General features: G+C 72.0%; 20 protein-coding genes. 12 read left to right on the forward strand and 8 right to left on the reverse strand.

The genetic code is table 11. From position 1 onward, the window contains the following. The coding region (locus E1286_RS32665; protein ID WP_132618636.1) for an alkaline phosphatase D family protein at positions 1 to 1417 on the forward strand (1417 nt) is incomplete at its 5' end. On the opposite strand, the gene E1286_RS32670 is transcribed toward E1286_RS32665, so the two are convergent. Next, positions 1400 to 2554, reverse strand: coding sequence for an ROK family transcriptional regulator (locus tag E1286_RS32670; protein WP_132618638.1), 1155 nt, complete (start codon positions 2552 to 2554; stop codon positions 1400 to 1402). The two genes, E1286_RS32665 and E1286_RS32670, sit on opposite strands and share 18 nt — an antisense overlap. A 172-nt stretch (positions 2555 to 2726) precedes the next feature. Here E1286_RS32670 and E1286_RS32675 point away from each other — a divergent pair, with 172 nt between their 5' ends. From E1286_RS32675 to E1286_RS32710, 8 genes are read left to right on the forward strand one after another with little or no spacing between them, the layout of a single operon-like run. Beyond that, positions 2727 to 4028, forward strand: a complete 1302-nt coding sequence (locus E1286_RS32675) for a glycoside hydrolase family 36 protein (protein ID WP_132618640.1) — start codon at positions 2727 to 2729, stop codon at positions 4026 to 4028. Continuing rightward, positions 4025 to 4975: a carbohydrate ABC transporter permease gene (locus tag E1286_RS32680; protein ID WP_223190640.1), complete on the forward strand. Its 951-nt coding sequence runs from the start codon at positions 4025 to 4027 to the stop codon at positions 4973 to 4975. Before E1286_RS32675 ends, E1286_RS32680 begins: the two co-directional genes overlap by 4 nt. A gap of 7 nt (positions 4976 to 4982) precedes the next feature. Continuing rightward, complete coding sequence (locus E1286_RS32685) at positions 4983 to 5792, forward strand: carbohydrate ABC transporter permease (RefSeq protein WP_132618642.1); 810 nt, start codon at positions 4983 to 4985, stop codon at positions 5790 to 5792. 20 nt (positions 5793 to 5812) lie between these two features. Further along, positions 5813 to 7117, forward strand: a complete 1305-nt coding sequence (locus E1286_RS32690; protein ID WP_132618644.1) for an ABC transporter substrate-binding protein — start codon at positions 5813 to 5815, stop codon at positions 7115 to 7117. 11 nt (positions 7118 to 7128) lie between these two features. Beyond that, the gene (locus E1286_RS32695; protein ID WP_132618646.1) at positions 7129 to 8685 is read left to right on the forward strand and encodes an alkaline phosphatase D family protein; all 1557 of its coding nucleotides are present in this window, start codon (positions 7129 to 7131) and stop codon (positions 8683 to 8685) included. 10 nt (positions 8686 to 8695) lie between these two features. After that, positions 8696 to 10651 carry an NPCBM/NEW2 domain-containing protein gene (locus E1286_RS32700; protein WP_132618648.1) on the forward strand — a complete coding sequence of 652 codons (1956 nt, stop codon included), beginning with the start codon at positions 8696 to 8698 and terminating at the stop codon, positions 10649 to 10651. 13 nt (positions 10652 to 10664) lie between these two features. After that, a complete protein-coding gene (locus E1286_RS32705; RefSeq protein WP_132618650.1) occupies positions 10665 to 12266 on the forward strand; it encodes a beta-N-acetylhexosaminidase in 1602 nt (533 codons plus the stop codon). Continuing rightward, on the forward strand, positions 12263 to 12976 hold the full coding sequence (locus E1286_RS32710; RefSeq protein WP_132618652.1) for a tyrosine-protein phosphatase: 714 nt from the start codon (positions 12263 to 12265) through the stop codon (positions 12974 to 12976). Before E1286_RS32705 ends, E1286_RS32710 begins: the two co-directional genes overlap by 4 nt. 83 nt (positions 12977 to 13059) lie before the next feature. Here the strand turns inward: E1286_RS32710 and E1286_RS32715 are convergent, their stop codons facing one another. The 4 genes from E1286_RS32715 to E1286_RS32730 all read right to left on the reverse strand — a co-directional run bounded on the left by E1286_RS32715 (position 13060) and on the right by E1286_RS32730 (position 18083). Beyond that, positions 13060 to 13554, reverse strand: coding sequence for a DUF2087 domain-containing protein (locus E1286_RS32715; protein WP_132618654.1), 495 nt, complete (start codon positions 13552 to 13554; stop codon positions 13060 to 13062). Positions 13555 to 13732: 178 nt separating this feature from the next. Then, entirely contained in the window at positions 13733 to 16240 is a 2508-nt protein-coding gene (locus tag E1286_RS32720; protein WP_132618672.1) for a DEAD/DEAH box helicase, read from the reverse strand. 61 nt (positions 16241 to 16301) lie between these two features. After that, a complete protein-coding gene (locus tag E1286_RS32725; RefSeq protein WP_132618656.1) occupies positions 16302 to 16787 on the reverse strand; it encodes a GNAT family N-acetyltransferase in 486 nt (161 codons plus the stop codon). A gap of 6 nt (positions 16788 to 16793) precedes the next feature. Beyond that, positions 16794 to 18083, reverse strand: a complete 1290-nt coding sequence (locus E1286_RS32730) for an acyltransferase family protein (protein WP_132618658.1) — start codon at positions 18081 to 18083, stop codon at positions 16794 to 16796. A 183-nt stretch (positions 18084 to 18266) separates the two neighbouring features. Here E1286_RS32730 and E1286_RS32735 point away from each other — a divergent pair, with 183 nt between their 5' ends. Both E1286_RS32735 and E1286_RS32740 read left to right on the forward strand, forming a co-directional pair. Further along, positions 18267 to 19517, forward strand: coding sequence for a sensor histidine kinase (locus E1286_RS32735; protein ID WP_132618660.1), 1251 nt, complete (start codon positions 18267 to 18269; stop codon positions 19515 to 19517). Beyond that, a complete protein-coding gene (locus E1286_RS32740) occupies positions 19508 to 20155 on the forward strand; it encodes a response regulator transcription factor (RefSeq protein WP_132618662.1) in 648 nt (215 codons plus the stop codon). The genes E1286_RS32735 and E1286_RS32740 overlap by 10 nt, the downstream gene beginning before the upstream one ends. Positions 20156 to 20409: 254 nt before the next feature. Here the strand turns inward: E1286_RS32740 and mihF are convergent, their stop codons facing one another. The 3 genes from mihF to E1286_RS32755 form a co-directional block, all read right to left on the reverse strand. Next, positions 20410 to 20715, reverse strand: a complete 306-nt coding sequence (gene mihF / locus E1286_RS32745; RefSeq protein ID WP_111183576.1) for an integration host factor, actinobacterial type — start codon at positions 20713 to 20715, stop codon at positions 20410 to 20412. 103 nt (positions 20716 to 20818) lie between these two features. Next, complete coding sequence (locus E1286_RS32750; RefSeq protein WP_132618664.1) at positions 20819 to 21223, reverse strand: GlcG/HbpS family heme-binding protein; 405 nt, start codon at positions 21221 to 21223, stop codon at positions 20819 to 20821. Between the two features lie 108 nt (positions 21224 to 21331). Continuing rightward, complete coding sequence (locus tag E1286_RS32755) at positions 21332 to 22603, reverse strand: ROK family protein (protein ID WP_132618666.1); 1272 nt, start codon at positions 22601 to 22603, stop codon at positions 21332 to 21334. 98 nt (positions 22604 to 22701) lie between these two features. On the opposite strand from E1286_RS32755, the gene E1286_RS32760 reads away from it, so the two are divergent. Then, positions 22702 to 23564 (forward strand): MFS transporter (locus tag E1286_RS32760; protein WP_132618668.1); only part of this gene is annotated, 863 nt, incomplete at its 3' end.

The following is a 23564-nucleotide window of genomic DNA, read 5'->3' on the forward strand; positions in this document are numbered from 1 at the left end:
GCCCGATGGGGTGGTGTTGTGGACGCGGCTGGCTGTGGAGCCGCTCACGCCCGACGGGCTCGGTGGGATGCCGGGGCGGGCGGTGGAGGTTCAGTGGCAGGTGGCGCGGGATGGGTGTTTTCGGCATGTGGTGCGTTCCGGCTGCGAGATCGCCCGGCCTGAGGGGGCGCACAGTGTGCACGTGGAGCTTGATGGGCTCGATGCCGGGGCCGAGTACTTCTATCGGTTTCGGGCCGAAGGGGAGATTTCGCCCGTTGGGCGTACCCGTACCGCGCCCCTCCCGGGCACCCGCTCCACGCCGTTGACGTTGTCGTTCGCGTCGTGTGCCGACTATCAGGCCGGGTGGTTCACGGCGTACCGCAGGATGGCCGAGGACGAGCCGGATCTGATCGCGTTCCTCGGCGACTACGTCTACGAGTACGGCGACTACCGGCACCCGGTCCGCGACCAGGCCGGGGGAGAGTGCGTCGACCTGGCCGGGTACCGGCTGCGGCATGCCCAGCACAAGGCCGACCCCGACACGCAGCTCGCCCACGCCGTCGCCCCCTGGGCGGTGGTGTGGGACGACCACGACGTGGCCAACGCCTGGGCCGGCGAGACGGCCCCGGAGCCGGGCCCGCCGTTCCAGCAGCGCAGGGCCGCGGCGTTCCGCGCGTACTACGAGAACATGCCGCTGCGCCGTGCCCAGCGGCCGCGCGGGGCGGCGGCGCGGCTCTACCGGAGCATCCGCTGGGGCGCGGTCGCCAACCTGCACCTGCTCGACACCCGCCAGTACCGCGACCTGTACGCCTGCACCGGCCGCACCGGCACGATCGGCCCCGACTGCGTGGAGCGCCTGGCGCCCAACCGGACCATCCTCGGCCAGGAGCAGGAGACCTGGCTCGACGGCGAGCTGAAGAACTCGCGCGCCACCTGGGACCTGCTCGGCCAGCAGGTCTTCCTCATGGAGATGGACTGGGCGAACGGCCCGGCCAAGGGCTACTCGAACGAGGGCTGGGACGGCTACGTCGCCTCCCGCAACCGCCTGACCGCCGCCATCGACGCCTATCAGCGCAACGCCGTCGTGCTCACCGGCGACGTGCACTCCCACTGGGCCGGCCACCTCAGGCGCGACCACCGCGACCCCGGCTCCCAGCCGGTGGCCGTCGAGCTGGTCACCACGTCCGTGACGAGCGAGGGCGACGGTCTGGACGAATATCCCGACACGCGGGACCTGCTGCGGGAGAACCCGCACGTGACGTTCTTCAACGGCCGCCGCGGCTACGTGCGCACCACGATCACGCGAAGCGAGATGCGGGTCGACTTCCGCTCGCTGCCGCGCGTCACGGAGCCGGGCGCCGCCGCGTACACCTCCGGGTCGTTCGTCATCGAGCCGGGCCGCCCCGTCCTGCGTCCCACGTCAGCGGGTGACCGGTAGCGGGCCGCGGTCGGGGGTGAAGAGCTGGTCGTCGAGGTGGCCGACGGCGTAGTCGATGGCCCCCACGACCACGCACTCGTCGCCCAGTGTGGAGGCGCGCAGCTCGGGCATGCGCATGCACGAGCGTTCCAGCCGCCGGCGCAGCGGCTCCAGCAGCACGTCGGCCGAACGGGAGAAGCCGCCGCCGAGCACCACCATCTCCGGGTCGAGGATGAGCACCATGGCGGCCGTGCCGACGGCGAGGTCGTCGACGTAGCGCTCGACCGCCTCGAGCGCCGCCGGATCGCCGTTCCTGGCGGCGGACAGCGTGGAGCCGGCCGCGTCCTCCGGCGGGGTGCCCTCGGGGACGGACACGCAGGTGTTGAGGTGCTCGGGCGCGTGGAACCAGCGGGCCTCGGGCAGCATGACGATCTCGCCCGACGCCGCGCCGAAACCCCTGTGGACCTTGCCGCCGATGATCAGACCGGCGCCCATACGCCTGCCGACGTGCAGGAACACCACGTCTCGCGCGCCCTTGGCGACGCCGCGCCGGTGCTCCGCCATGGCGGCCAGGCGGCTGTCGTTCTCGATCAGCACCTGGCAGGGGAACAGCTCGCGGAGCTCGCCCGCCAGGTCGAGGTCGCGCCAGGCGGGGACGGCGGCGGAGTAGACGACGCGGCCTTCTGGGTCGATCACGCCGATGGTGCCGACCGCGACGGTCCACAGATCTTCCACGGTCGTACGGCTGAGCGCGAGGCAGCCGGAGACGGCGCGCTCGACCGCGGCGAGGCGATCCTCCAGCGGGTCGTCCGGCGAGACCGGCTGCCTGGTCTCGGCGAGGATCTCGCCGTCGAGGTCGGACAGGGCGGCGCGGATGTTGTGACCCCCTATGTCGACGCCCACCAGGTGGCCGCTGTCGGCGCGGAACCGGTAGCGGCGGGCCGGCCGGCCCATCGTGCCGGAGCTCGGCGGAACCTCCTCCACCCAGCCGAGCTCCATGAGCTCGGCGGTGACCTCCTTCATGGACGGGCGCGACAGACCGGTGCGTTCGGCCAGCGCCGACAGGGTGAGCGGACCGGCTCTGCGCAGGGCCCGGATGGCGGTCAGCGAGTTGAGCTGCCGCAGCCGGGACAGATCGCCGCCGCGTAGGTCCGCCATCGCCGTCCTTAATGTAGGGCTCCTCTGTAAACCGATTATGCCAGCCGTTGGGCCGAGGGTGTGCGCCGCCCAGATATCCCGCGAAGTACCGGAAAATCGGCCATTGCCCGTCGCTGCCGTGCAGTGCTAGTAATGAAGGGCTCCTTCGTAAGTCGAGTGGAAATGAGGACTGATGTCGTTCCATGACATCGGCGAGGTCGCGTGCCGTCTCGACGAGGCCCGGGTGTTCGAGCACGGCTGGCAGTCGTGGAGCCCCACCGGCTCCTACCGCTGGACGGACACCCCGCCCCGGCCCGCCGACGAGACGATCCAGATCCTCTGCTACCGCCCCGAGACCCCGGTCCCGGCCGGGATGTTCCAGGGCGAGGGACTGCTCGCCATCGAGACCGGCGACGGCGGCGTCGAGCTGTGGTCGGCGCCGAGCCCGACTGAGGTGCCGTCGATCCGGGTGCGGGAGGAGGGCGGCCGGCTGGTCGTCTCCGCCGACGGCCCGGTGCGCCACCGGCGCGGCGAGGCCGGCCTCGGCCGGGCCCTGCGCGACTGGGCCGACGGCCTGGCTCCGCGGCGGGAGTTCCCCGCGGTGCCGCCCATGTGGTGCAGCTGGTACGGCTACTGGGACAAGGTCACCGACGCCGACGTCATCGACAACCTGGAGCTCAGCGAACGGCTCGGTCTGGGCGCCGACATGTTCCTCATCGACGACGGCTACGAGGCAGGGATCGGCGACTGGCTGGACCCGCGCCCCGGGTTCGGCGAGCTGCGCCGGGCCGTGGACGCCGTGACGGGCGCGGGCCGGCGGGCCGGGATCTGGACCGCGCCGTTCCTGGTCGGCTACGGCAGCCGGATCTTCGCAGAGCACCCCGAGTGGCTGGTGGGCGGCGCGTACGCGGGCCACATGTGGGACCAGGAGCTGGCCGTGCTCGACGTCACCCACCCCGAGGCGGCCGAGCACCTGGCCGGCGTCTTCCGGACGTTCGCCGCGATGGGCCTCACCCACTTCAAGCTCGACTATCTGTACGCGGGGGCGCTGGCCGGCCGCCGGCACGACGACGTCGACCCGATCACCGCGTACCGGCGGGGGCTGGAGCTGGTGCGGCAGGGCGCGGGCCCCGGCGCCACGCTGCACGGGTGCGGGGCGCCGATGCTGCCCAGCATCGGCCTGGTCGACATCATGCGGGTCAGCCCCGACATCGCGCCGACCCTGCATCCCAAGTCCGGCGACATCAGCCAGCCGTCGCAGCTCGGAGCCCGGCTCACGGGCGCGGCGCGCGAGTTCCTGCACGCCCGCTGGTGGGTCAACGACCCCGACTGCATCATCCTGCGCCCCGAGGTCGAGGCCAGGCAGGAGTGGGCGGAGCACATCGAGCGCACCGGCGGGCTGCGCGGGTCGAGCGACCCTGTCGCGGCGCTGGACCAGTGGGGCCTTGAGACCACCAGGCGGCTCATGGTGCCGACCGCCACGGAGCCGTCGTGACCGGCCCCACCGCGACGAGGAAGCCCGTGCCCGTCGTCGCGGCCGGCCCGCGGCCGGGCGCCCCGGTCACGCGGCGGAGGGGGAGCGGCTGGCAGGCGTACCTGTTCATCGGCCCCAGCCTGCTCGGGGTCGTGGCCTTCCTGCTGCTGCCCATGGTGATCGTGCTCGTGCTGAGCCTGTTCGACTGGGAGCTGCTGTCCGCCCCCGAATTCGTCGGCCTGGACAACTACAGCCGGCTGGCCTCCGACGGCCAGACCTGGCACTCGCTGTGGGTGACGGTCGCGTACGTGCTGCTCTGCATCCCGCTCCAGACGGCGCTGGCCCTGGCCATCGCCATGCTGCTCAACCAGCGGGTCAAGGGCGTGAAGTACTTCAGGTCGCTGTTCGTGGTGCCGTGGATGGCGACCCCGATCGTGCTCGGTCTCATCTGGAACTGGATCTTCGACCCCCGCGACGGCGCGCTCAACAGCGCCCTGGCGCTGGTCGGCATCACGGGCCCGGACTGGCTGACGGACGCGACCTGGGCGCTGCCCGCCGTCGCGCTCGTCAGCGTCTGGCAGCACACCGGCTACAACATGCTGTTCTTCCTGGCCGGCCTGCAGGGCATCCCGCAGGAGCTGCACGACGCGGCCGCCACCGACGGCGCCACCCCGGCGCAGCGGTTCTGGCGGGTGACGCTGCCGCTGCTCAACCCCACGATGTTCTTCGTCACGGTGACCAACATGATCGGCGCCTTCCAGGTGTTCGACACGGTCTACGCGATGACCGCCGGCGGCCCCGGCGGCAGCACCGAGGTGATCAACTTCAGGATCTTCGAGACCGCATTCAAGCAGTTCGACTTCGGCTACGCCTCCACGCTGTCGATGCTGCTCTTCGTGATCATCTTCCTGGTGACGCTGGCGCAGGTCAGGTTCTTCGGCAAGCGCACCACGTACGACCTGAGCTGAGAGACCCATGACCAAGCGAATCCTGCTCTACGCCGCGCTGGCGGCCGGTGCGTTCATCTCCGTCTTCCCCTACCTGCTCGTGGTGCTGACCGCGTTCAAGACGCAGGCGCAGCTCAGCTCCACCGCGCCGTGGTTGCCGGGGCTCCCGCCGACCACGGACAACATCGCCGAGATGCTCGCCGGCGACTTCCCCCGCTTCATCCTCAACACGGCCGTGATGACCGCGGTGCTGACGGCGGGCCAGCTGGTCTTCACCACGTTCGCCGCCTACGCCTTCGCCCGGCTCCGCTTCCGGGGCAGGGACGTGCTGTTCTGGCTGTACGTGGCCACGATGATGGTGCCGAGCGCCGTCACCATGATCCCGCTTTTCCTGATCATGCGGGAGCTGGACCTGGTCAACACCTGGTACGGCCTGCTCGCACCGTACGTGCTCGGCACGCCGTACGGGATCTTCCTGATGCGGCAGTTCTTCAAGGGCCTGCCCGCCGGGTTGGAGGAGGCGGCGCGGATCGACGGGGCGGGGCCGCTGACGATCCTGCTGCGCATCATGCTGCCGCTCTGCCGCCCCGCGCTCGGCACTCTGGCGATCATCACGGTGATCTCGTCGTGGAACAGCTTCCTGTGGCCGCTCATCATCACCAGCGGCGACGACACCAAGGTGATCACCGTCGCCATCGCCACCCTCAAGGACGGCATCGGCGTCGACTACAACCTCATGATGGCCGGCAGCCTGATCGCGCTGGTGCCGATGGTGGTCGTCTTCGTCTTCTTCCAGAAGTACATCGTCAGGTCTGTGGTCCTCACAGGCCTCAAATAGAAACAAGAAGAGGTCAGCGAATGCCGAAGAACCCCCCGATTCGCTGGGCCGGGGCGCTGCTGGGCGTCGCCATGCTCACCCTCGCCGCGTGCGGGTCAGGCGGCGGTGGCGAGTCAGAGAAGGTCACGTTGACGTACCGGCTCTGGGACGACCAGCAGAAGGCCGGCTACGAGAAGGTCATGGCGGCCTTCGAGCAGGCCAATCCGGACATCGACGTCACGATCGAGCTGCTGCCGTACGACCAGTACTGGACCAAGCTCACCGCCGACGCGGTGGCGGGCACGGCGCCGGACGTGTTCTGGATGACCCCCACCCAGTTCCCCGAGTACGTCACCAAGGGCGTGCTGGCCCCCGTCCAGGCCGACACCGCGAAGTACCACGAGACCGTCGTCGGCTCCTTCACCTACGAGGGCAAGCTGTACGGCGTGCCCAAGGACTGGGGCATCGTCGGCCTGCTCTACAACAAGGACCTGTTCGAGGCGGCCGGCGTCGAGATGCCGGAGAAGCTGACCTGGAGCCCCGACGGCTCCGGCACGCTGCTCGAAGTGGCCCGCAAGCTCACCGTGGACGAGGCCGGCAAGCACCCCGGCGAGGACGGCTTCGACCCCGACAAGGTCAAGACGTACGGCTTCGCGTCCTGGAACCACTACCAGACGCAGTGGATGAACTGGGTCAACTCCAACGGCGGCAAGCTGGTGGACCAGCCGTTCGGGAAGTACACCTTCAACGACCCCGCGTCGGTGCAGGCGCTGCAGTTCGCGGTGGACCTGGTCAACAAGCACCACGTCTCGCCGCCGGCCACGCGGACCAACCCGCCCACCGGCAAGGTGACCGACATGTTCACCGCCGGCCAGGTCGCCATGTTCCCCGCCAACAACGCGCTGCTGCCGTTCGTGGCGCCGGAGTCGACGTTCGAGCTGGGCATCGCGCCCATGCCCGAGGGCCCGGCCGGTCGCTCGGTCAACCTGAACGGCCTGGCCGAGGCCGTCTACGCCGACAGCGACCACCCCGAGGAGGCCATGAGGCTGGCCGCCTACCTCGGCACCGAGGCGCCGCAGAAGCTGATGGCCGACGGCGGTTACGTTCTCCCGGCGCTCAACGGCCTGGAGCAGGGCTACGTCGACTACTGGAAGGCCAAGGGCCTCGACGTGACGCCGTTCGTCGAGGAGGCGGCCGGCACGACCTTCCCCCTGCCGATCACCACCGGCTTCACCGGCTTCGAGACGAAGCTCAACCAGATCTTCAACCAGCTGTACCTCGGTGAGCTCACCCCGCAGGAAGCGGCCGACCAGGCCGTCTCCGAAGGCAACGCCAGCATCAAGTAAGGACACCCCCGATGATCAACCGGCGTTCACTCATCGCCGGGGGCGCGAGCGTGGGCCTGTCCGCCGCACTGGGTGCCGTACCCGTGCGCGCGGCGGCCCATCGCGCACCCCATCGTGCCCCCGTCTCCGACCCCTTCCAGCTCGGTGTCGCCTCCGGCGAGCCCACGCCCGACGGTGTGGTCTTATGGACGCGCCTGGCCATGAACCCGACCGCCCTCGACGGCCTCGGCGGCATGCCCGGCCGCCCGGTGCCGGTGCAGTGGCAGCTCGCCGCGGACGAGAACTTCCGGCGCGTCGTACGCACCGGCTCCGAGACCGCCCGCCCCGAGGCCGCGCACAGCGTGCACGTCGAGCTCGACGGGCTCGACCCCGGAGCCGAGTACTTCTACCGCTTCCGCGCCGAAGGCGAGATCTCGCCCGTCGGCCGCACCCTCACCGCCCCCGCCCCCGGCACCCGTACGAGGGCGCTCGACCTGTCGTTCACCTCGTGCGCCGACTACCAGGCCGGCTGGTTCACGCCGTACCGCAGGATGGCCGAGGACCAGCCCGACCTGATCGCCTTCCTCGGCGACTACATCTACGAGTACGGCGACTACAAGTACCCCGTCCGCGACCAGGCCGGCGGCGAGTGCCTCGACCTGGCCGGCTACCGGCTGCGCCACGCCCAGCACAAGGCCGACCCGGAGTCGCAGCTTGCTCACGCCATCGCCCCGTGGGTCGTGGTCTGGGACGACCACGACATCGAGAACGGCTGGGCCGGCGACGTGCCCGAGCAGCCCGACCCGCCGTTCCTCAAGCGCCGGGCGGACGCCTTCCAGGCGTACTACGAGAACATGCCGCTGCGCCGGGCCCAGAAGCCGTCCAGCGCGGCGCTGCGGCTGCACCGCAGCATCCGGTGGGGCGCGGTCGCCAACCTGCACCTGCTCGACACCCGCCAGTACCGCGACCTGTACGCCTGCACGGGCAGGAGCGGCACCGTCGGCCCCGACTGCCTGGAGCGGTTCGAGCCCAACAGGACCATCCTCGGCCAGGAGCAGGAGGCCTGGCTCGACGGGCAGCTGAGGGACTCGCGGGCCACCTGGGACCTGCTCGGCCAGCAGGTCTTCCTCATGGAGATGGACTGGACCAACGGCGAGGGCAGGGGCTACTCGAACGAGGGCTGGGACGGCTACGTCGCCTCCCGCAACCGCCTGACCGCCGCCATCGACTCCTATGGGCGAAACGCCGTCGTGCTCACCGGCGACGTGCACTCCCACTGGGCCGGCGAGGTCAAGCGCGACTACCAGGACCCCGAGTCCAGGTCTGTCGCCGTCGAGCTGGTCACCACCTCGGTCACGAGCGCGGGCAACGGCCTGGACGAATACCCCGACACGCAGAACCTGCTGCGGGAGAACCCGCACGTGAAGTTCTTCAACGGCCGCCGCGGCTACGTGCGCACCCGGCTCACCCAGCAGGAGATGACGGTCGACTTCCGCTCGTTGTCCCGCATCACCGAGCCGTACGCGCCCGCCTACACCTCCGGCTCGTTCGTCATCGAGCCCGGCGACCCGACACTCAACCCGGCCTGACAGGACCCCCATGCGCATGATCACGGCCGCCGCGGCGGCCTTCCTCGCCATGCCCCTAGCTGGGCCCCTCGTCGCGTTACCCAGCGCCGCGGAGGCCGCCTCCGGCCCGCCCATGGGCTGGAGCAGCCGCGGGCTCGGCTGCTCGGTCTCCGAAGCGGCGGTCCGCCAGGCCGCCGACGCCCTCGCCCCGCTCGCGCCGCTCGGCTACCGGTACGTCGTCATCGACGGCTGCTGGCAGGCACCGCAGCGCTCCGACGGCGCGCTCGCCCCCGACCCCGGCCGCTTCCCCGGCGGCATCAAGGCGCTCGCCGACCACCTGCACGGCAAGGGGCTCAAGCTCGGCCTCAGCCTGTCGGCCGGCACCAGGGCCTGCTCCGGGGGCGGCCCCGGCTCCTACGGGTACGAGGCCGCCGACGCCCGGCAGGCGAAGGAGTGGGGCGTCGACTACGTCAAGTACGACTGGTGCTCCATCCCGACGACCGACTTCCCCGGCAAGAACGTGCAGCAGATCGCCGAGGCCCTCTACCCGCCCATGCGTCAGGCCCTCGGCGACGACGTGGTGTTCGCCATGAACAACGAGGACGGCAGCACCGTGCCGTGGCTCTGGGGCAAGAACGCCCGCGCCACCACCTGGCGGACCAACGTCTACAACCGGCCCATCCCCGACGGCTACCCCTCGATGGTGGACATCTGGGAGACCAACCAGCTCAGGGCCGACCACGCGGGCCCCGGCAGCTGGGCCGACCCCGACCTGCTGCAGGCTGGGCTGGGCGGCATGACCGCCACCGAATACCGCACCCAGTTCACGCTCTGGGCGATCGGGGCCGCGCCGCTCATCCTGCAGGCCGCTCCCGACAAGGCGCCGCCCGCGATCGTCGCCAACCCCAAGGTGATCGCGGTGAACCAGGACAGGCTGGGTGTCCACGGCACGTTCGTGAAGTCCGACGGCTGGTATCACGTGCTGGCCAAGCCGCTGGAGAACGGCGACCGGGCGATCGTGCTGTTCAACGAGAGCGACCGGGCCGCCACCCTCTCGACCCGGCTCGGCGACGCTCGCCACCGGGTCGAGGACCTGTGGACCGGCGCGATCACGTCCTCCGAGGGCGAGCTGGCCGCCCAGGTGCCGGCGCACGCCGCCCTGATGTTCCGCGTGTCGGAGAGCCGCGAACAGGCACCGCCGCTGGTGACTTTCGAGGTGGACCCGGGGGAGCTCGGCGCCGACCGGCCGTCCGTCCTGGAACCGGGTCGGACCGGCGAGATCGTCACCCGGGTGACCAACACCGGGGCCACCGGGCGGCTGCGCGACCTGCGCGTGACGCTCGGCGTACCGGAAGGCTGGCAGGCCGTCGCCCGCACGCCCGCCACGACCGGGCGGCTGGACGGCGGCGCGACCTTCACGGTGACCTGGGCTGTCACCCCGCCCGCGAACGCCGCGCGCACGACGTACGAGCTCACCGCGTCCGCCGCCTTCGCCGGAGGCTCGCAGCCGGGCTCGGCGGTCGTCACCGTCGCGCAGGCCCCGCCGTCCGGCCGCAGCCACCTCAGCGACGTGCCGTGGACCGCGGTCAAGAACCACTTCGGCCCGGTCGAGAAGGACACCAGCAACGGTGAGCGGGCCGCCGGCGACGGCCGCCCGATCACCGTCGAGGGCGTCACGTACGCCAAGGGCCTCGGCGCGCACGCGCCCGCCGAGATCGAGTACTACACGGGCGGGCGCTGCTCGGCCGTTGCTTTCATGGCCGGGATCGACGACGAGGTGGGCGCGGCCGGGTCGGCCGGGTTCGAGGTCTGGGCCGACGGCGGCCGGGTCGCGTACTCCGGCCTGGTCACCGGGACCATGCCCGCCCGCGCGGTCACCGTGTCCGTGCAGGGCGCCCGGTTCGTCCGGCTGGTCGCGACGAACGGCGGCGACAACGCCACCTCCGACCACGTCGACTTCGCCGACGCCACCATCACCTGCGAGTAGGGAGTAGCCGTTGATGATCGTTCCCAAGCCCGTGCGGAACGAGCCCGGGCCGGGCTCGTTCGAGCTGGACGAGCGGACCTCGCTCACCGCCGCCCCGGCGCTCGGCGAGGTGGCCGCCTGGTTGCGCGCCGAGCTCGCCCCCGTCACCGGAGGTGAGCTGCTGCCGGGCCCCGGCTCGGGAACGATCACCCTGGTTCTCGGCGACCTGCCTCCTGAGGGTTACCGGCTGACCGTCGGCGCGGACGTCGAGATCGTGGCCGGAGGGCCCGCGGGGGCGTTCTACGGAGCGCAGACCTTCCGCCAGCTGCTCACGCCGGACGCCTTCAGGAGAGCGGGACGCGGGCCGTTCCGGGTGCCGGGGGTGCGCGTCGAGGACGAGCCGCGCTTCGGCTGGCGCGGCTGCCTCCTCGACGTCGCCCGGCATTTCATGACAAAGCATGACTTGCTGCGGTTCATCGATCTGATGGCCCTGCACAAGCTCAACGTCCTGCACCTGCACCTCACCGACGACCAGGGCTGGCGGCTGGAGATCCGCCGCTACCCCCGGCTCACCGAGGTCGGCGCCTGGCGCAAGGAGAGCCAGACCGGCTGGAACGGCGCCATGGACGGCCGCCCCCACGGCGGCTACTACACCCAGGACGACATCAGGGAGATCGTCGCGTACGCCGCCCGGCGGCACATCATGGTCGTCCCCGAGGTCGACATGCCCGGCCACACCCAGGCCGCCATCGCCGCCCACCCCGAGCTGGGCAACCTCGTCGAACCGCTGGAGGTCGGCAGCACCTGGGGCATCGGCGACAACGTGCTCAACGTCGAGGAGAGCACGATCGAGTTCTTCCAGAACGTGCTGGAGGAGGTGCTCGAGCTGTTCCCAGCCCCGTACGTGTGCGTGGGCGGCGACGAGGCCCGCAAGGACCAGTGGAAGGCCAGCCCGGCCGCCCAGCGGCGGATCCGAGAGCTGGGGCTGCGGGACGAGGAGGAGCTGCAGAGCTGGTTCGTGCGCCGATTCGGCGACTTCCTGGCCGCGCGCGGGCGGCGGCTCGTCGGCTGGGACGAGATCCTCGAAGGCGGACTCGCGCCCGGCGCCGTGGTCGCCTCGTGGCGCGGCGACCTCGGGGCGGTCGCGGCGGCCCGCCGCGGGCACGACGTCATCAACTGCGCCAACACCTCCCTCTACTTCGACTACCGGCAGTCGCCCGGCGAGGACGAGCCGGTGCCCTTCGGCACCGTGCTGACGCTGGAGGACGTCTACGCCTTCGAACCGGTCCCCGCCGAGCTGCGCGGGCAGCCGGCCGCCGGGCACGTGCTGGGCGCGCAGTGCTGCGTCTGGACCGAGCTCATCGACTCCACCCGGCAGGTGGACTACATGGCCTTTCCCCGCCTGGCCGCGTTCGCCGAGACCGTCTGGAGCCCGGCCGGGCGCGACCTGCCGGACTTCCGCGCCCGCCTGGACGCCCACCTGGAGCGGCTGGACGCGATCGGCGTGGAGTACCGGCGTGCGACCGGGCCGCTGCCGTGGCAGACGCGGCCCGGCGTCCCCGGACGCCCGGAGGATCCGGCCGGTTGGCAGGCTCAGATCGACGCCTGGACCAGCAACCTCAGGCACCTGCGATGAGCCTGCCCGACCGGGTGCTGGCCTGGCCGGGCTGCCAGAACGTGCGCGACCTCGGCGCCCTGCCCACGCGGGACGGAGGCCGCGTACGGGCGGGTGCCCTCATCCGCGCCGACCGGCCGCGCGCCGAGACCGTGCCCGTTCTCACCCGCGCCGGGGTCGGCCTGGTCGCCGACCTGCGGCTGGCCGCCGAGTGCGCCGCCGACCCCAGCCCGCTGGCGGGCTCCGCGCCGTGGCGCCACCTGCCCGTGCTGCGGGACGAGGACGACGTGCTGGAGGAGATGGGGGAGACGCTGCCCGCGATCTACCGGGCCATCCTGGACCGGGGCGCGCCGTTGTTCGCGGCGGTGATGGCCGCCGTCGCGCACGCCCCGCCCGGGCCGGTGGTGGTGCACTGCCACTCGGGCAAGGACAGAACGGGGCTGGTGGCCGCGCTGGCGCTGGCCGTGGCGGGCGTGCCGGAGCGGGAGATCGCCGCCGACTACGCGCTCACGGCCACCTGCCTGCGCCAGGACGACCACCTCGCCGCCCTGCGGGACGAGCCGGCACGGGCTCGTTCACGACGCTTGTTCGCCGAGGTCACGGCCGACACGATGGCCGCCACGCTGGCCCACCTCCACGACCGCTACGGGGGACCGGCGGCCTACCTCCAGGAAGCCGGCCTCTCCCCGGACGACCTCGCGCTCCTGCGCACACGCCTGACCTCCGCCTGACGGGGGCGCCCTCCGCCGTGCGCGGGGATCGGGCCGCCGTGCGGTGGGGCCGGTCGCGGCCGGGCGTTCGTCGTGGGGGGTGGTCAGAGGTCGACCGGGCCGCCGGAGCGCCAGTAGACGTTGCCCTCGCGGGACAGCAGGCCCTCGTCCACCAGGTAGCGGCGAAGCGCGGCGTAGTCGTCGTGGAAGGCGCGCAGCGCCACGTTGACGTCCTTCTCCGGGTAGCGCACGCCGGGCTCGAAGACCCGCGAGATGTAGCGCAGCACGACCAGTCGCTTGTCGCGCCGCATCGTCGTGGTCGTCAGCCGGCCGTCCACCAGGAACGTGCGCAGCACCCGCTCCTCAGGGCTCAGCTCCTCGGCCGGCTCGGCGTGCGCGCGCAACAGCTCGCGGAAGCGCTCCGGCGTGGCCCGCCACGTGCCGCCGTCGTCGCGCGCGGCCAGGCCGCCGGCCTCCAGCTTGCGCAGCGCCTTCGGAGGCAGGTCGCCGGCCTCGCCGAGCACCAGGGCGGCGAAGGTCCGCAACGTCTCGTCCTGGTAGAGCAGGCCCAGGACGCGCCTGATCTCCTCGTCGTTCACCCGCCGCCGCGCCCTTCGCTGTGCCGAAATTTGCGGCCAAACTTTATCATTTCGGGAATGTCCCGAACTCGGGACACAGCCATGACACGACCCTGACGCTCCGCGCCCGAAACTGAGATCGACAGGCGTGTGCCGGGACGTCCGTTGCCAGTCCGTTCCGGCACACCGCTTGTCGCCCCTACAGGCGGTTCAGGCCGATCACGTACAGGACCGCGCGGCCCTCCTCGTCGGAGGCGGCCAGGTCGACCTGGGCGTCGATGCCCCAGTCGCCGTCGCCGGCCGGATCCTTGATCGTCTGGCGCACCTTCCACAGCCCGCTCTCCTCCTCGATGCGCAGCAGCGCGGGCCCACGGGCGCCGGCGTCGGTGAGGATCTCCTCGTGCTCGTCGTAGTAGGCGTCGAGCGCCGCGCCCCAGTCGACGTCGGGGGCGAGCTCACCCAGCTCCTCATCCTTCTCCAGCGCGCAGAGCTCCACCAGGCGGAACATCGCGTTGCGCACCAGCACACGGAAGGCCCGCGGGTTGGCGGTGACCGGCCGCACCTTGGTCTCGAGCTGCTCCTGCTCCTCCAGCGCCGCCGCCGGGTTGGTGAGCTTCTCCCACTCGTCGATCAGCGACGAGTCGACCTGGCGGACCAGCTCACCGAGCCACTCGATGAGGTCGACCAGGTCCTCGGTCTTGAGGTGCTCGGGGACCGTGCGCGACAGGGTGCGGTAGGCGTCGGCCAGGTAGCGCAGCACCGTGCCCTCGGAGCGGGTCAGCTCGTAGAACTGGATGTAGTCGCCGAACGTCATGGCCCGCTCGTACATGTCGCGCACCACGGACTTGGGGCTGACGGTGTAGTCGCCGACCCACGGATGGCCGCGCCGGTACGTCTCGTACGCGCCGAGCAGCAGGTCCTCCAGCGGCATCGGGTACATGACCTCGGCCAGCCGCTCCATGCGCTCTTCGTACTCGATGCCGTCGGCCTTCATCTCCGCGACCGCCTCGCCCCTGGCCTTCTTCAGCTGGGCGGACAGGATCTGGCGCGGGTCGTCGAGGACCGACTCGACGATCGAGACCATGTCGAGCGCGTACGACGGCGACTCCCGGTCGAGCAGCTCGAACGCCGCCAGCGCGAACGTCGACAGCGCCTGGTTGAGCGCGAAGTCCTCCTGCAGGTCGATCGTCAGCCGGGCCCTCCGGCCCTGCTCGTCGGGCTCGGGGAACTGCTCGACGATGCCGCCGGCCAGCAGCGAGCGGTAGATGGCGATGGCCTGGCTGATGTGCCGCCGCTGCCACTTGCGGTCTTCGTGGTTGTCGGTCAGCAGGTGCTTCATCGCCTGGAAGCAGTCGCCCGGACGGTTGATGACCGCGAGCAGCATCGCGTTGCTGACCTTGAACCGGGAGGCGAGCGGCTCGGGCTCGGCGTCCTGGAGCTTCTGGAACGTCTCCTCGCTCCAGCCCACGAAGCCCTCCGGCGGCTTCTTGCGGGCGTAGCCGCGCCGCCGCTTGGGGTCGTCGCCGATCTTGGCGAGCGCCTTGGCGTTCTCGATGTCGTGCTCGGGGGCCTGGCAGGCGACGTAGCCGATGGTGTCGAAGCCGGCCCGGCCCGCCCGGCCGGCGATCTGGTGGAACTCGCGGGCGCGCAGCCGCCGCACCTTCGTGCCGTCGTACTTCGACAGCGCGGTGAACAGGACCGTGCGGATCGGGACGTTGACGCCGACGCCGAGCGTGTCGGTGCCGCAGATGACCTTGAGCAGCCCGGCCTGGGCCAGCCGCTCCACCAGGCGGCGGTACTTCGGCAGCATGCCGGCGTGGTGGACGCCGATGCCGTGGCGGACCAGCCGCGACAGCGCCCGCCCGAACCGGGTGGTGAACCGGAACCCGCCGATCATGGTGGCGATGGCCTCCTTCTCGGCCTTCGTCGCCATGTTGATCGACATCAGCGACTGGGCCCGCTCCATCGCCGCGGCCTGGGTGAAGTGCACGACGTAGACGGGCGCCTGGCCGGTCTTGAGCATCTCCTCCAGCGACTCGTGCAGCGGCGTCATCCGGTAGGAGTAGACCAGCGGCACCGGGCGCTCGGCGTTCTTGACCACGGCCGTCGGCCGGCCGGTGCGGCGGGTCAGGTCGCGCTCGAACATCGACACGTCGCCGAGCGTGGCCGACATCAGGATGAACTGCACGTTGGGCAGCTCCAGCAGCGGCACCTGCCAGGCCCAGCCGCGGTCGGGCTCGGCGTAGAAGTGGAACTCGTCCATCACGACCTGGGCGACGTCGGCCGCGGCTCCGTCGCGCAGCGCCACGTTGGCCAGGATCTCGGCGGTGCAGCAGATGATCGGCGCCCCGGGGTTGACGCTCGCGTCGCCCGTCATCATGCCGACGTTCGCGGTGCCGAAGATCGCGCACAGGTCGAAGAACTTCTCCGACACCAGCGCCTTGATGGGGGCGGTGTAGAACGTGCGCTGGTCGCGCGTCAGCGCGGCGAAGTGGGCGCCGGCCGCCACCAGCGACTTGCCGGAGCCCGTCGGCGTGGCCAGGATCAGGTTGTTGCCGGAGACCACCTCGATGAGGGCCTCCTCCTGGGCAGGATAGAGCGTGAGCCCCCGCTCGGTGTTCCACGCGACGAACGCGTCGAAGATGGCGTCGGGATCGGCGTCGATGTCCTCGGGCAGGCGATCTATGAGAAGGCTCACGACATCTATCCTGCCGAAGTTTGCCGGGTGGTCGAACCGCCCGCCGCCCACCGCGGTCAAATCGCGGCGTTCATCCCAGGTCCAGCTGGAACAGCACGGTGTCGACCCAGCGTCCGTGCTTGTACCCCACGGCCTTCAGACGGCCCGCCTCCTCGAACCCGAACGCCGCGTGCAGCCGCGCCGAGGCCGGATCGCCGGAGTCCGCGATCACCGCGACGAGCTGGCGGGCCGGAATCTCCCGCGCCCGCTCGACCAGCGCGCCGAGCAGCAGCCGCCCGAGCCCCTGCCCGGTGCGCCCGGGGGCGAGGTAGATGCTGACCTCCAGCGTGTGCCGGTAGGCGGGCTTCGGGCGGTACTGGGACAGGTAGGCGTATCCGGCGACCTCGCCGTCCAGCTCCGCCACGAGGAACGGCAGCCCGGTCGCCGCCTTCTTCCGCCACTCCTCGATCCCGGGCGGCGTCTCGTCGAACGTGGCGACCGTACCGGTCACGTAGTGGGCGTAGAGCTCCGCGACGGCGGGCAGGTCGGCGTCGGCGAGCGGGCGGATCTTCGTCATGTGACGCTATTGTGCCGAGCCCCCGGTCGCACGGGTGTCCCGGGACCGCTCGCCCGTGCGGGGCGCCGTCATCAGCAGGCCGCCGAGCAGCGCGAGCACCGCGAGGAACGGCCCGGCGCCGGGCGCGAACCCGCCCACGGTCAGCGCCAGCACCCCGCCGCCCGCGAGCCCGGCCGCCGCCAGCGTGCCGCCCGTCCCCGGCGTCCCGTACGGCAGCGCCGGCGGCGTCTCGAAGCGCGCGAAGCCCTTCAGCAGCGGCCACATGACCAGGCACAGCAGCCCGAACCAGACCGGCCACCCGGCGAACCACCCGAGGCTGCCCGGCGCCGGCGTGTCCACGCCGAGCAGGACCACCACGACGCCGGTGACCGCGAAGAGGGCCGGCATGTGCCACAGGTACACCGTCATGATCCGCGGTCCCGCCCAGTCCAGCAGGCGCCCGTACGGCAGCCGCACCAGCCACGGGCGCAGCAGCACGGCCAGACCCACCTGACCGAGACCGACGGCCAGGACGGCGAGCGTGGGCGGGGCCATGTTCGACATCTCCGCGCCGGGCAGGCCGATCATGCTGCCCGGGTAGGGGCCGAAGGCCACCAGCAGGGCCGCCGCCACGAAGCCGCCCGCCGCGAGGGCCCACGCGCGCCGCAGACGTCCCTCGGCGTAGAAGAAGCCGAGCTGGTGCACGGCCAGCCAGACGAACACCACGTTCAGATAGCCCACCGCCTCGACCCCGGTCGCGAAGCGTGCCACGTCCGTCAGCGCCGCCCCGGCGGCCAGAGCCGCGGGGACGCGCCAGCCGTGGCGCGCGTGCAGGCGCAGCGCGTACGGCGTCACGGTGACGGCCACCAGGTACACGGCCAGGAACCACAGCAGCTGGCCGGTCAGCCGCGCCCCCATCTCCAGCGGCTGCTCCGGCACGCCCAGCGTCAGCAGGACGTGGGGGAGCGGGATCCACACCGCCGCCAGCGGCAGCAGCGGCCAGACCAGCCGCCGCAGCCGCACCGCCAGCCATGCCTGCGAGGCCGCGCCCGAGCGCTCGAAGCCGATCGCGTTTGCCGCGCCGCCCGCGAAGAACACCAGCGGCATCACCTGGCTGAGCCACGTCACCACCCACACGCCCGGCGTGGACAGCGCGTTGCCCGCGCTCAGCCGGACGCCGTCGTACGCCAGCACCGGGATCGTCCAGTGCTGCAGCACGACGAGCGCCATGCCGGCCACCCGCAGCAGGTCGAGGAACGGGTCGCGGGCCCGGCCGCGCGGCTGCGCGGCAGGTGGGCGGTCCACCAGGACGGTCATGGGGGCCTCGATTCACGGGGGAGCGGGATGACTCAAGGCTTCCGTCCGGACCGCCGCCGCACATTGCCGCGAGCCGCCCTTTCGCGGTCCAGGACCCACCACCGGTCCTGGTAGGGCCAGCCCTACCCTCGGACGCCTGCGCACCCGCTCGTGCCGGGCGCGGCGCCGTCATACGGTTGCCCCATGCGCTCCCTGATGAGGCGTGTCCTCCTCGACACCCGCTACACGCTGGTGGGCTTCCCGACGGCGTTGATCGGCTTCGTGCTGATGATCGCGGGCTTCGCCGCCGGCGTCGGCACCACGGTGGTCTGGATCGGCCTGCCTCTGCTCGCCGGCACGCTCCTGGTGGCGCGGGGCTTCGCCGACGCCGAGCGCGGCTGGCTGTCCGACGTGCTCAAACGCCCTCCCGTACGGCCCCGGTACAAGCCCGCGCCCCCTGGCGCCGGCCGGTTCCGCCGGCTGGTCAACCCGCTGACGAGCGGGCAGTCCTGGCTCGACCTGCTGCACGGCGTCATCAACCTGCCGTTCGCGATCGTGGCGTTCGCCCTCACCGTCGTGTTCTGGGCGATCCCGATCGCCGGGCTCGCCTGGCCGATCTACGGCATCTTCCTCATGCAGATCCCCGGCGGCATGGAGCTGCCCGAGCTGCTCGGCATCGGCGACGGCAGCTACCTGGTCAACGTGGTCTTCTACGTCGCCCTCGGTCTCTTCTTCACGCTGCTGCTGCCGTTCGTGGTACGCGGCGCGGCGCTGCTGCGGGCGGGGCTCGGGCGGGCGCTGCTGACCGGCGTGGCCGAACTGCAGGAGCGCATCGACGACCTGGCGGAGGGCCGGGCCGCCGCGGTCTCCGCCGAGGCCAACGCGCTGCGCAAGCTGGAGCGCGACATCCACGACGGGCCGCAGCAGCGCCTGGTCTCGCTGGCCATGGAGCTGTCACGGGCGCAGCGGCAGCTGGCCAAGGACCCCGAGGCCGCGCAGGCCACGATCAAGTCGGCGATCACCGCCACCCGCGAGACGCTCGACGAGCTGCGCGCGCTCTCGCGCGGCATCGCGCCGCCCATCCTGTCCGACCGCGGTCTCGCGCCCGCGCTCGCCGCGCTGGCCGGGCGCTGCACCGTGCCGGTGGACCTCGACGTGCAGACCACCGAGCGCTACCAGGCGGCCGTCGAGAACGCGATCTACTTCGTCTGCGCCGAGACCCTCACCAACGTGGCCAAACACAGCCGGGCGACCGTCTGCACCATCCAGCTCGTCCGCGTGGGCGGCGTCCTCATGCTCACGATCGGGGATGATGGGGTCGGCGGCGCACACGTCGCCAAGGGACATGGGCTCGCCGGACTGGCCGACCGGCTCCGCGCGGTCGACGGGGAGCTGACCGTGCAGTCGCCCGACGGCGGGCCCACGGTGATCGTGGCGGAGGTGCCGTGCGCGTAGTCGTGGCCGATGACGCGGTGCTGATCAGGGAGGGCCTGGTCAGGTTGCTGGAGGAGTTCGGCTGCGAGGTGGTGGCCACCGTCGGCGACGGCACCGCGCTCGTCGAGGCGATCGCCGAGCACGTGCCCGACGTGTCGGTGGTCGACGTGCGCATGCCGCCGTCGTTCACCGACGAGGGGCTCAAGGCGGCCGTCGAGGCCCGGCGCAGGGTGCCGGGGGCGCCGGTGCTCATCCTGTCGCAGTACGTCGAGGTCTCCTACGCCGACGACCTGCTCGCCGACGCCCGCGGCGCGGTGGGCTACCTGCTGAAAGACCGGGTCGTCGACGTCGACGAGTTCCTGGAGGGCCTGCGGCGGGTGGCCGCGGGCGGCACCGTGTTCGACCCTCAGGTGGTGTCCCAGTTGATGGTGCGCAGACGCAAGGACGACCCGCTGGCCCAGCTCACGCCGCGCGAGCGCGAGGTGCTCGGGCTGATGGCCGAGGGCAGGTCCAACCCGGCGATCGGGCGGCAGCTCGTCATCAGCGACGGGGCCGTGGAGAAGCACATCAGGAGCATCTTCAGCAAGCTCGGCCTCTACGCCGACGACGCCGACCAGCATCGCCGCGTGCTCGCCGTCCTGACCTATCTGCGCTCCTGACGGTTCTACGGGGGTGTTCCGCGGCGATCCGCCCTGCCCCGGCCTCGTCTGCCGGTCCGTCCCCCTGGGCGTCGCCGCGGTGTTGTCCCTGCATGTCCCGCATGTCGCCGTGTGCTTCCGCGTCCGCGTTCCTGCGGGGTGCCCTTCAGCCCGGCCCGCCGGGGAGCGAGGGGTTCCGCTCGCCGGTCCCTCCTGGCCGCTGAAAGGTCACTGGCCGGTCCGCGCGCGCCGCGCGCGGACCTGGCCGCCCGGGGTCAGCCGAGCGCGTCGACCAGCTTCTTGCGCTGCTGGGCGCCCAGGCCGCCGAGGCGGCGCTTCTCGTCGACGCCCGCCTCCTCCATCAGCGCGGTCGCCTTGGCCGGACCGACGCCCTTGACGGCGCGCAGCGCCTGGGAGACCTTGATCTTCTTCGCGATGTCGTCGTCGCGCTCGAGCAGCTGAGCGAACGTCATCTCGCCCGCCTTGACCTTCGCCAGCAGGGCCGTGCGGGCGGCACGAGCCTCGGCTGCCTTGGCCAGAGCGGCTTGACGCTGCTCGGGGGTGAGAGTGGGAAGTGCCATCTCAGTTCTCTCCTCGGGGATTTTTACGTTCGGGTTCTGATACCCGTGGTGCAGTGGCTAATCATGACGGATACCAGCGGTTCGTGTTGCGGAAAGCGGGCGCTCAGCGGGTTCGCCACACCGACTCGGCGGCCTCCGCGCACGCCACGTCCTGCGCGACCGTGCCGCCGCTGACCCCCACACCGCCGACCACGCGGTCTCCCGTACCGTAACCGGACCACAACGGAACGCCACCGCCGAAACAGACGAACCGGCCGCCCGCCAGACCCGCCAGCTCCCTTCCGGGAGCGGTCAGCGCGGCCAGTTCCGAGGTGGGCCGGCGCAGGGCCACGGCGGTGTACGCCTTGCCCGGCGCGAGCACCGGCCCGGAGATCTCCGCACCCTCCATACGCTGGAAAGACACCAGATTTCCGCCCTCGTCGACGACCGCGACGGAGATCGCCGCGCCCTCGCGGAACGCCTGCTTCACGGCCGCCTCCGTCATGCGGAGCGCGAGTTCGAGATTCACGCGGTACGCCCCCGGCTCAAGATTTTTTCGGGCATCGGAACCCTTCCCAGCCTGCCGCCCCGGGACGGGCCGGGGAAGATCACCGAGCCGGCCGTCCCGGCAGATGCGTTATATCGGGTTTTCGCCCTCGAAGGTGGAATGCATCACATTTTGCTGGTCGGGCGTGTCGCGGGCCTGGTCAGGGTGGTTTTTGCGCCAGAGTTCAAGCCCCTCAGTCGTCAGGAACGCGTCGAAGACCGACTCCATCGCGCCGAGGAGCGCGCCGCGCCAGCCCAGCGCCGAGCCCTCGATCCGGGGCGGCCGGTCCCGGCGGATCGCCATCAGGTACGGCTCGCCGGCCGCAAGGAGGGCCTCCCCGGCCCGCTCCCACAGCTCCGCGCCTAGTCCCGACAGGGTCACCACCTCGGGGTCGTGGGCGTTCACCAGCGCCGCGATGCCGCGCCCCAGTGCCCTGGCGGCGGCGGCCACCGCCTCCTCGTTCGTGGCCAGCACGTGTTCGGCCTGCTCGCGACCCCGGCCGCCGCCGTAGGCCAGGCCGACGTGGCGCAGCAGGGCGTTCGCGCCGACGTCCATGCCCCAGCAGCCGATCGCGCCGCAGTCGCAGGGGCGATCGCCGCCGCCGAGCGGCATGTGGCCGAACTCGGCGCCGGTCTCACCGGCCCCGCCGAGGGGGTGGCCGTCCACGACCAGCACGCCGCCCAGGTCGAAGTCCACGTGCAGGTGCAGGCCCACCCGTACGCCGCGCAGCCGGCCCCGCCGCGCCTCGGCCAGCGCGGCGAACGCGGTGTCGTTCCCCACGATCGGCAGGCCCGGCGGCTTCGAGCCGCCTTGCGGCGCGGTGCCGCGGGCGTGGGGGTGGAGGCCGAGCAGGACGGGGACGTTCACCGAGCGCCAGCCCAGGTGCGTGATGGCCACCACGCCGCCGTGCCGCACGGGACCCGGCAGCGCCATCCCCACCCCCACGACCCGGTGGCCGAGCCGGCGCCGGTGTGCCGCGACCGCCTCGCCCAGGGGTACGAGCGCGCCCTCGGGCGTGCCGTCGTGCGGGCGCACCTCCAGCACGGTGGCCCGTCCGCCCAGCTCGCACGCGGCCAGCTCCCAAGCGTCCTCCCGGACGTCCGCGGCCAGCGCCAGCGGGCCGCGCGGGTGCGGCCCCGGCACGAGCGTCGGACGTCCGCGGGCGTGCTCGGAGGCCGGCTCCTCGTGCAGGAGCGCGTCCTCGGCCAGCCCGGCGACCAGCACCGAGGCGGTGCCCCTGGCCAGGCCGAGGTCGCGGGTGAGCTGGGACCTGGTGCGGGTGGCCCCGCAGTCGTGGACGGCGCGCAGCAGCCGGACGCGGTTGTGCGCCCGGAGCTCGCCGCTCGTAGTAGCACCCTTCACGCATCACAGTTTATGCTCTAGCCGTGAACAAAAGCCTCATCGATGCCAAACGCGCCCGTGCCGGAGTTTTCGGGTTTTTCGTTCTTGCCGGATTTGTCATGGGTCTGTGGGCGGCCGGGCTGCCCTCGCTGAACGAGCGGCTCGACCTCGGCCCCGCGCGCCTCGGCAGCGTCCTGCTGCTGATCTCCGGCGGCGCGCTGGTGTCGATGCTGGCGGCGGGCCCGCTGGTCGACCGCTGGTCGAGCCGCCGGGTCTGCTGGTTCGCCGGGCCGCTGTCGGCCGTGGTGCTGCTCGGCCCCGCGCTCGCGCCCTCGTACGGCGTCCTCGCGGTGCTCGCGGTGGTGTTCGGGATGGGGCTCGGCGTCACCGAGGTCGCCATGAACGCCCACTCCGTCGAGGTTGAGCGCCGCTACGGTAGGCCGATCATCTCCGCCTTCCACGGCACGTGGAGTCTCGGCGGGGCGGCCGGCGGCGCGCTCACCTCGCTCGTGCTGCACGCCGAGCTGGACGCGCAGTGGCTGCTGATCGCGGCGGCGGTCGTGGTGCCGTTCCTGTACCTGCCGGCGGCCCGGCTGCTGCTGCCCGACCCGCCGCGGCACGCCTCCGGCGAGGCCGGGAGCGCGTCCGGGGGCTCGCTGCACTGGGGGCTCATCGCGCTGCTCGGGCTGGCGGCGTTCGCCGGCCACCTGAGCGAGGGCGCAGCCATCGACTGGGCCGCGCTGCACGCCCAGTGGGTGCTGGCCACCGACCCCGCCGTCGCGCCGCTGGCGTACACGATCTTCTCGGTGGCCATGACGACCGTGCGGCTGCTGGGCGACCCGATCCGGGCGCGGCTCGGCTCCGTGCGCACGATCGGCCTGGCGGGGACGCTCGCCACCGCCGGGTACGTCCTGGTGCTGGTGTCGCCGCTGGCCGGAGAGCCGCTGCGGGTGGCGTGCGCGTGGACCGGGTGGGCGCTGGC

The organism is Nonomuraea terrae, assembly GCF_004348995.1.
Classification (GTDB): Bacteria; Actinomycetota; Actinomycetes; order Streptosporangiales; family Streptosporangiaceae; genus Nonomuraea; species Nonomuraea terrae.

Excerpts from the sequence above, each read along its gene's own strand:
- E1286_RS32695 (WP_132618646.1), top strand. The coding sequence starts at position 7,129 with ATGATCAACCGGCGTTCACTCATCGCCGGGGGCGCGAGCGTGGGCCTG.
- E1286_RS32735 (WP_132618660.1), top strand. The coding sequence starts at position 18,267 with ATGCGCTCCCTGATGAGGCGTGTCCTCCTCGACACCCGCTACACGCTG.
- E1286_RS32690 (WP_132618644.1), top strand. The coding sequence starts at position 5,813 with ATGCCGAAGAACCCCCCGATTCGCTGGGCCGGGGCGCTGCTGGGCGTC.
- E1286_RS32705 (WP_132618650.1), top strand. The coding sequence starts at position 10,665 with ATGATCGTTCCCAAGCCCGTGCGGAACGAGCCCGGGCCGGGCTCGTTC.
- E1286_RS32730 (WP_132618658.1), bottom strand. The coding sequence starts at position 18,083 with ATGACCGTCCTGGTGGACCGCCCACCTGCCGCGCAGCCGCGCGGCCGG.
- E1286_RS32670 (WP_132618638.1), bottom strand. The coding sequence starts at position 2,554 with ATGGCGGACCTACGCGGCGGCGATCTGTCCCGGCTGCGGCAGCTCAAC.
- E1286_RS32685 (WP_132618642.1), top strand. The coding sequence starts at position 4,983 with ATGACCAAGCGAATCCTGCTCTACGCCGCGCTGGCGGCCGGTGCGTTC.
- E1286_RS32710 (WP_132618652.1), top strand. The coding sequence starts at position 12,263 with ATGAGCCTGCCCGACCGGGTGCTGGCCTGGCCGGGCTGCCAGAACGTG.
- E1286_RS32675 (WP_132618640.1), top strand. The coding sequence starts at position 2,727 with ATGTCGTTCCATGACATCGGCGAGGTCGCGTGCCGTCTCGACGAGGCC.
- E1286_RS32725 (WP_132618656.1), bottom strand. The coding sequence starts at position 16,787 with ATGACGAAGATCCGCCCGCTCGCCGACGCCGACCTGCCCGCCGTCGCG.
- mihF (WP_111183576.1), bottom strand. The coding sequence starts at position 20,715 with ATGGCACTTCCCACTCTCACCCCCGAGCAGCGTCAAGCCGCTCTGGCC.
- E1286_RS32700 (WP_132618648.1), top strand. The coding sequence starts at position 8,696 with ATGCGCATGATCACGGCCGCCGCGGCGGCCTTCCTCGCCATGCCCCTA.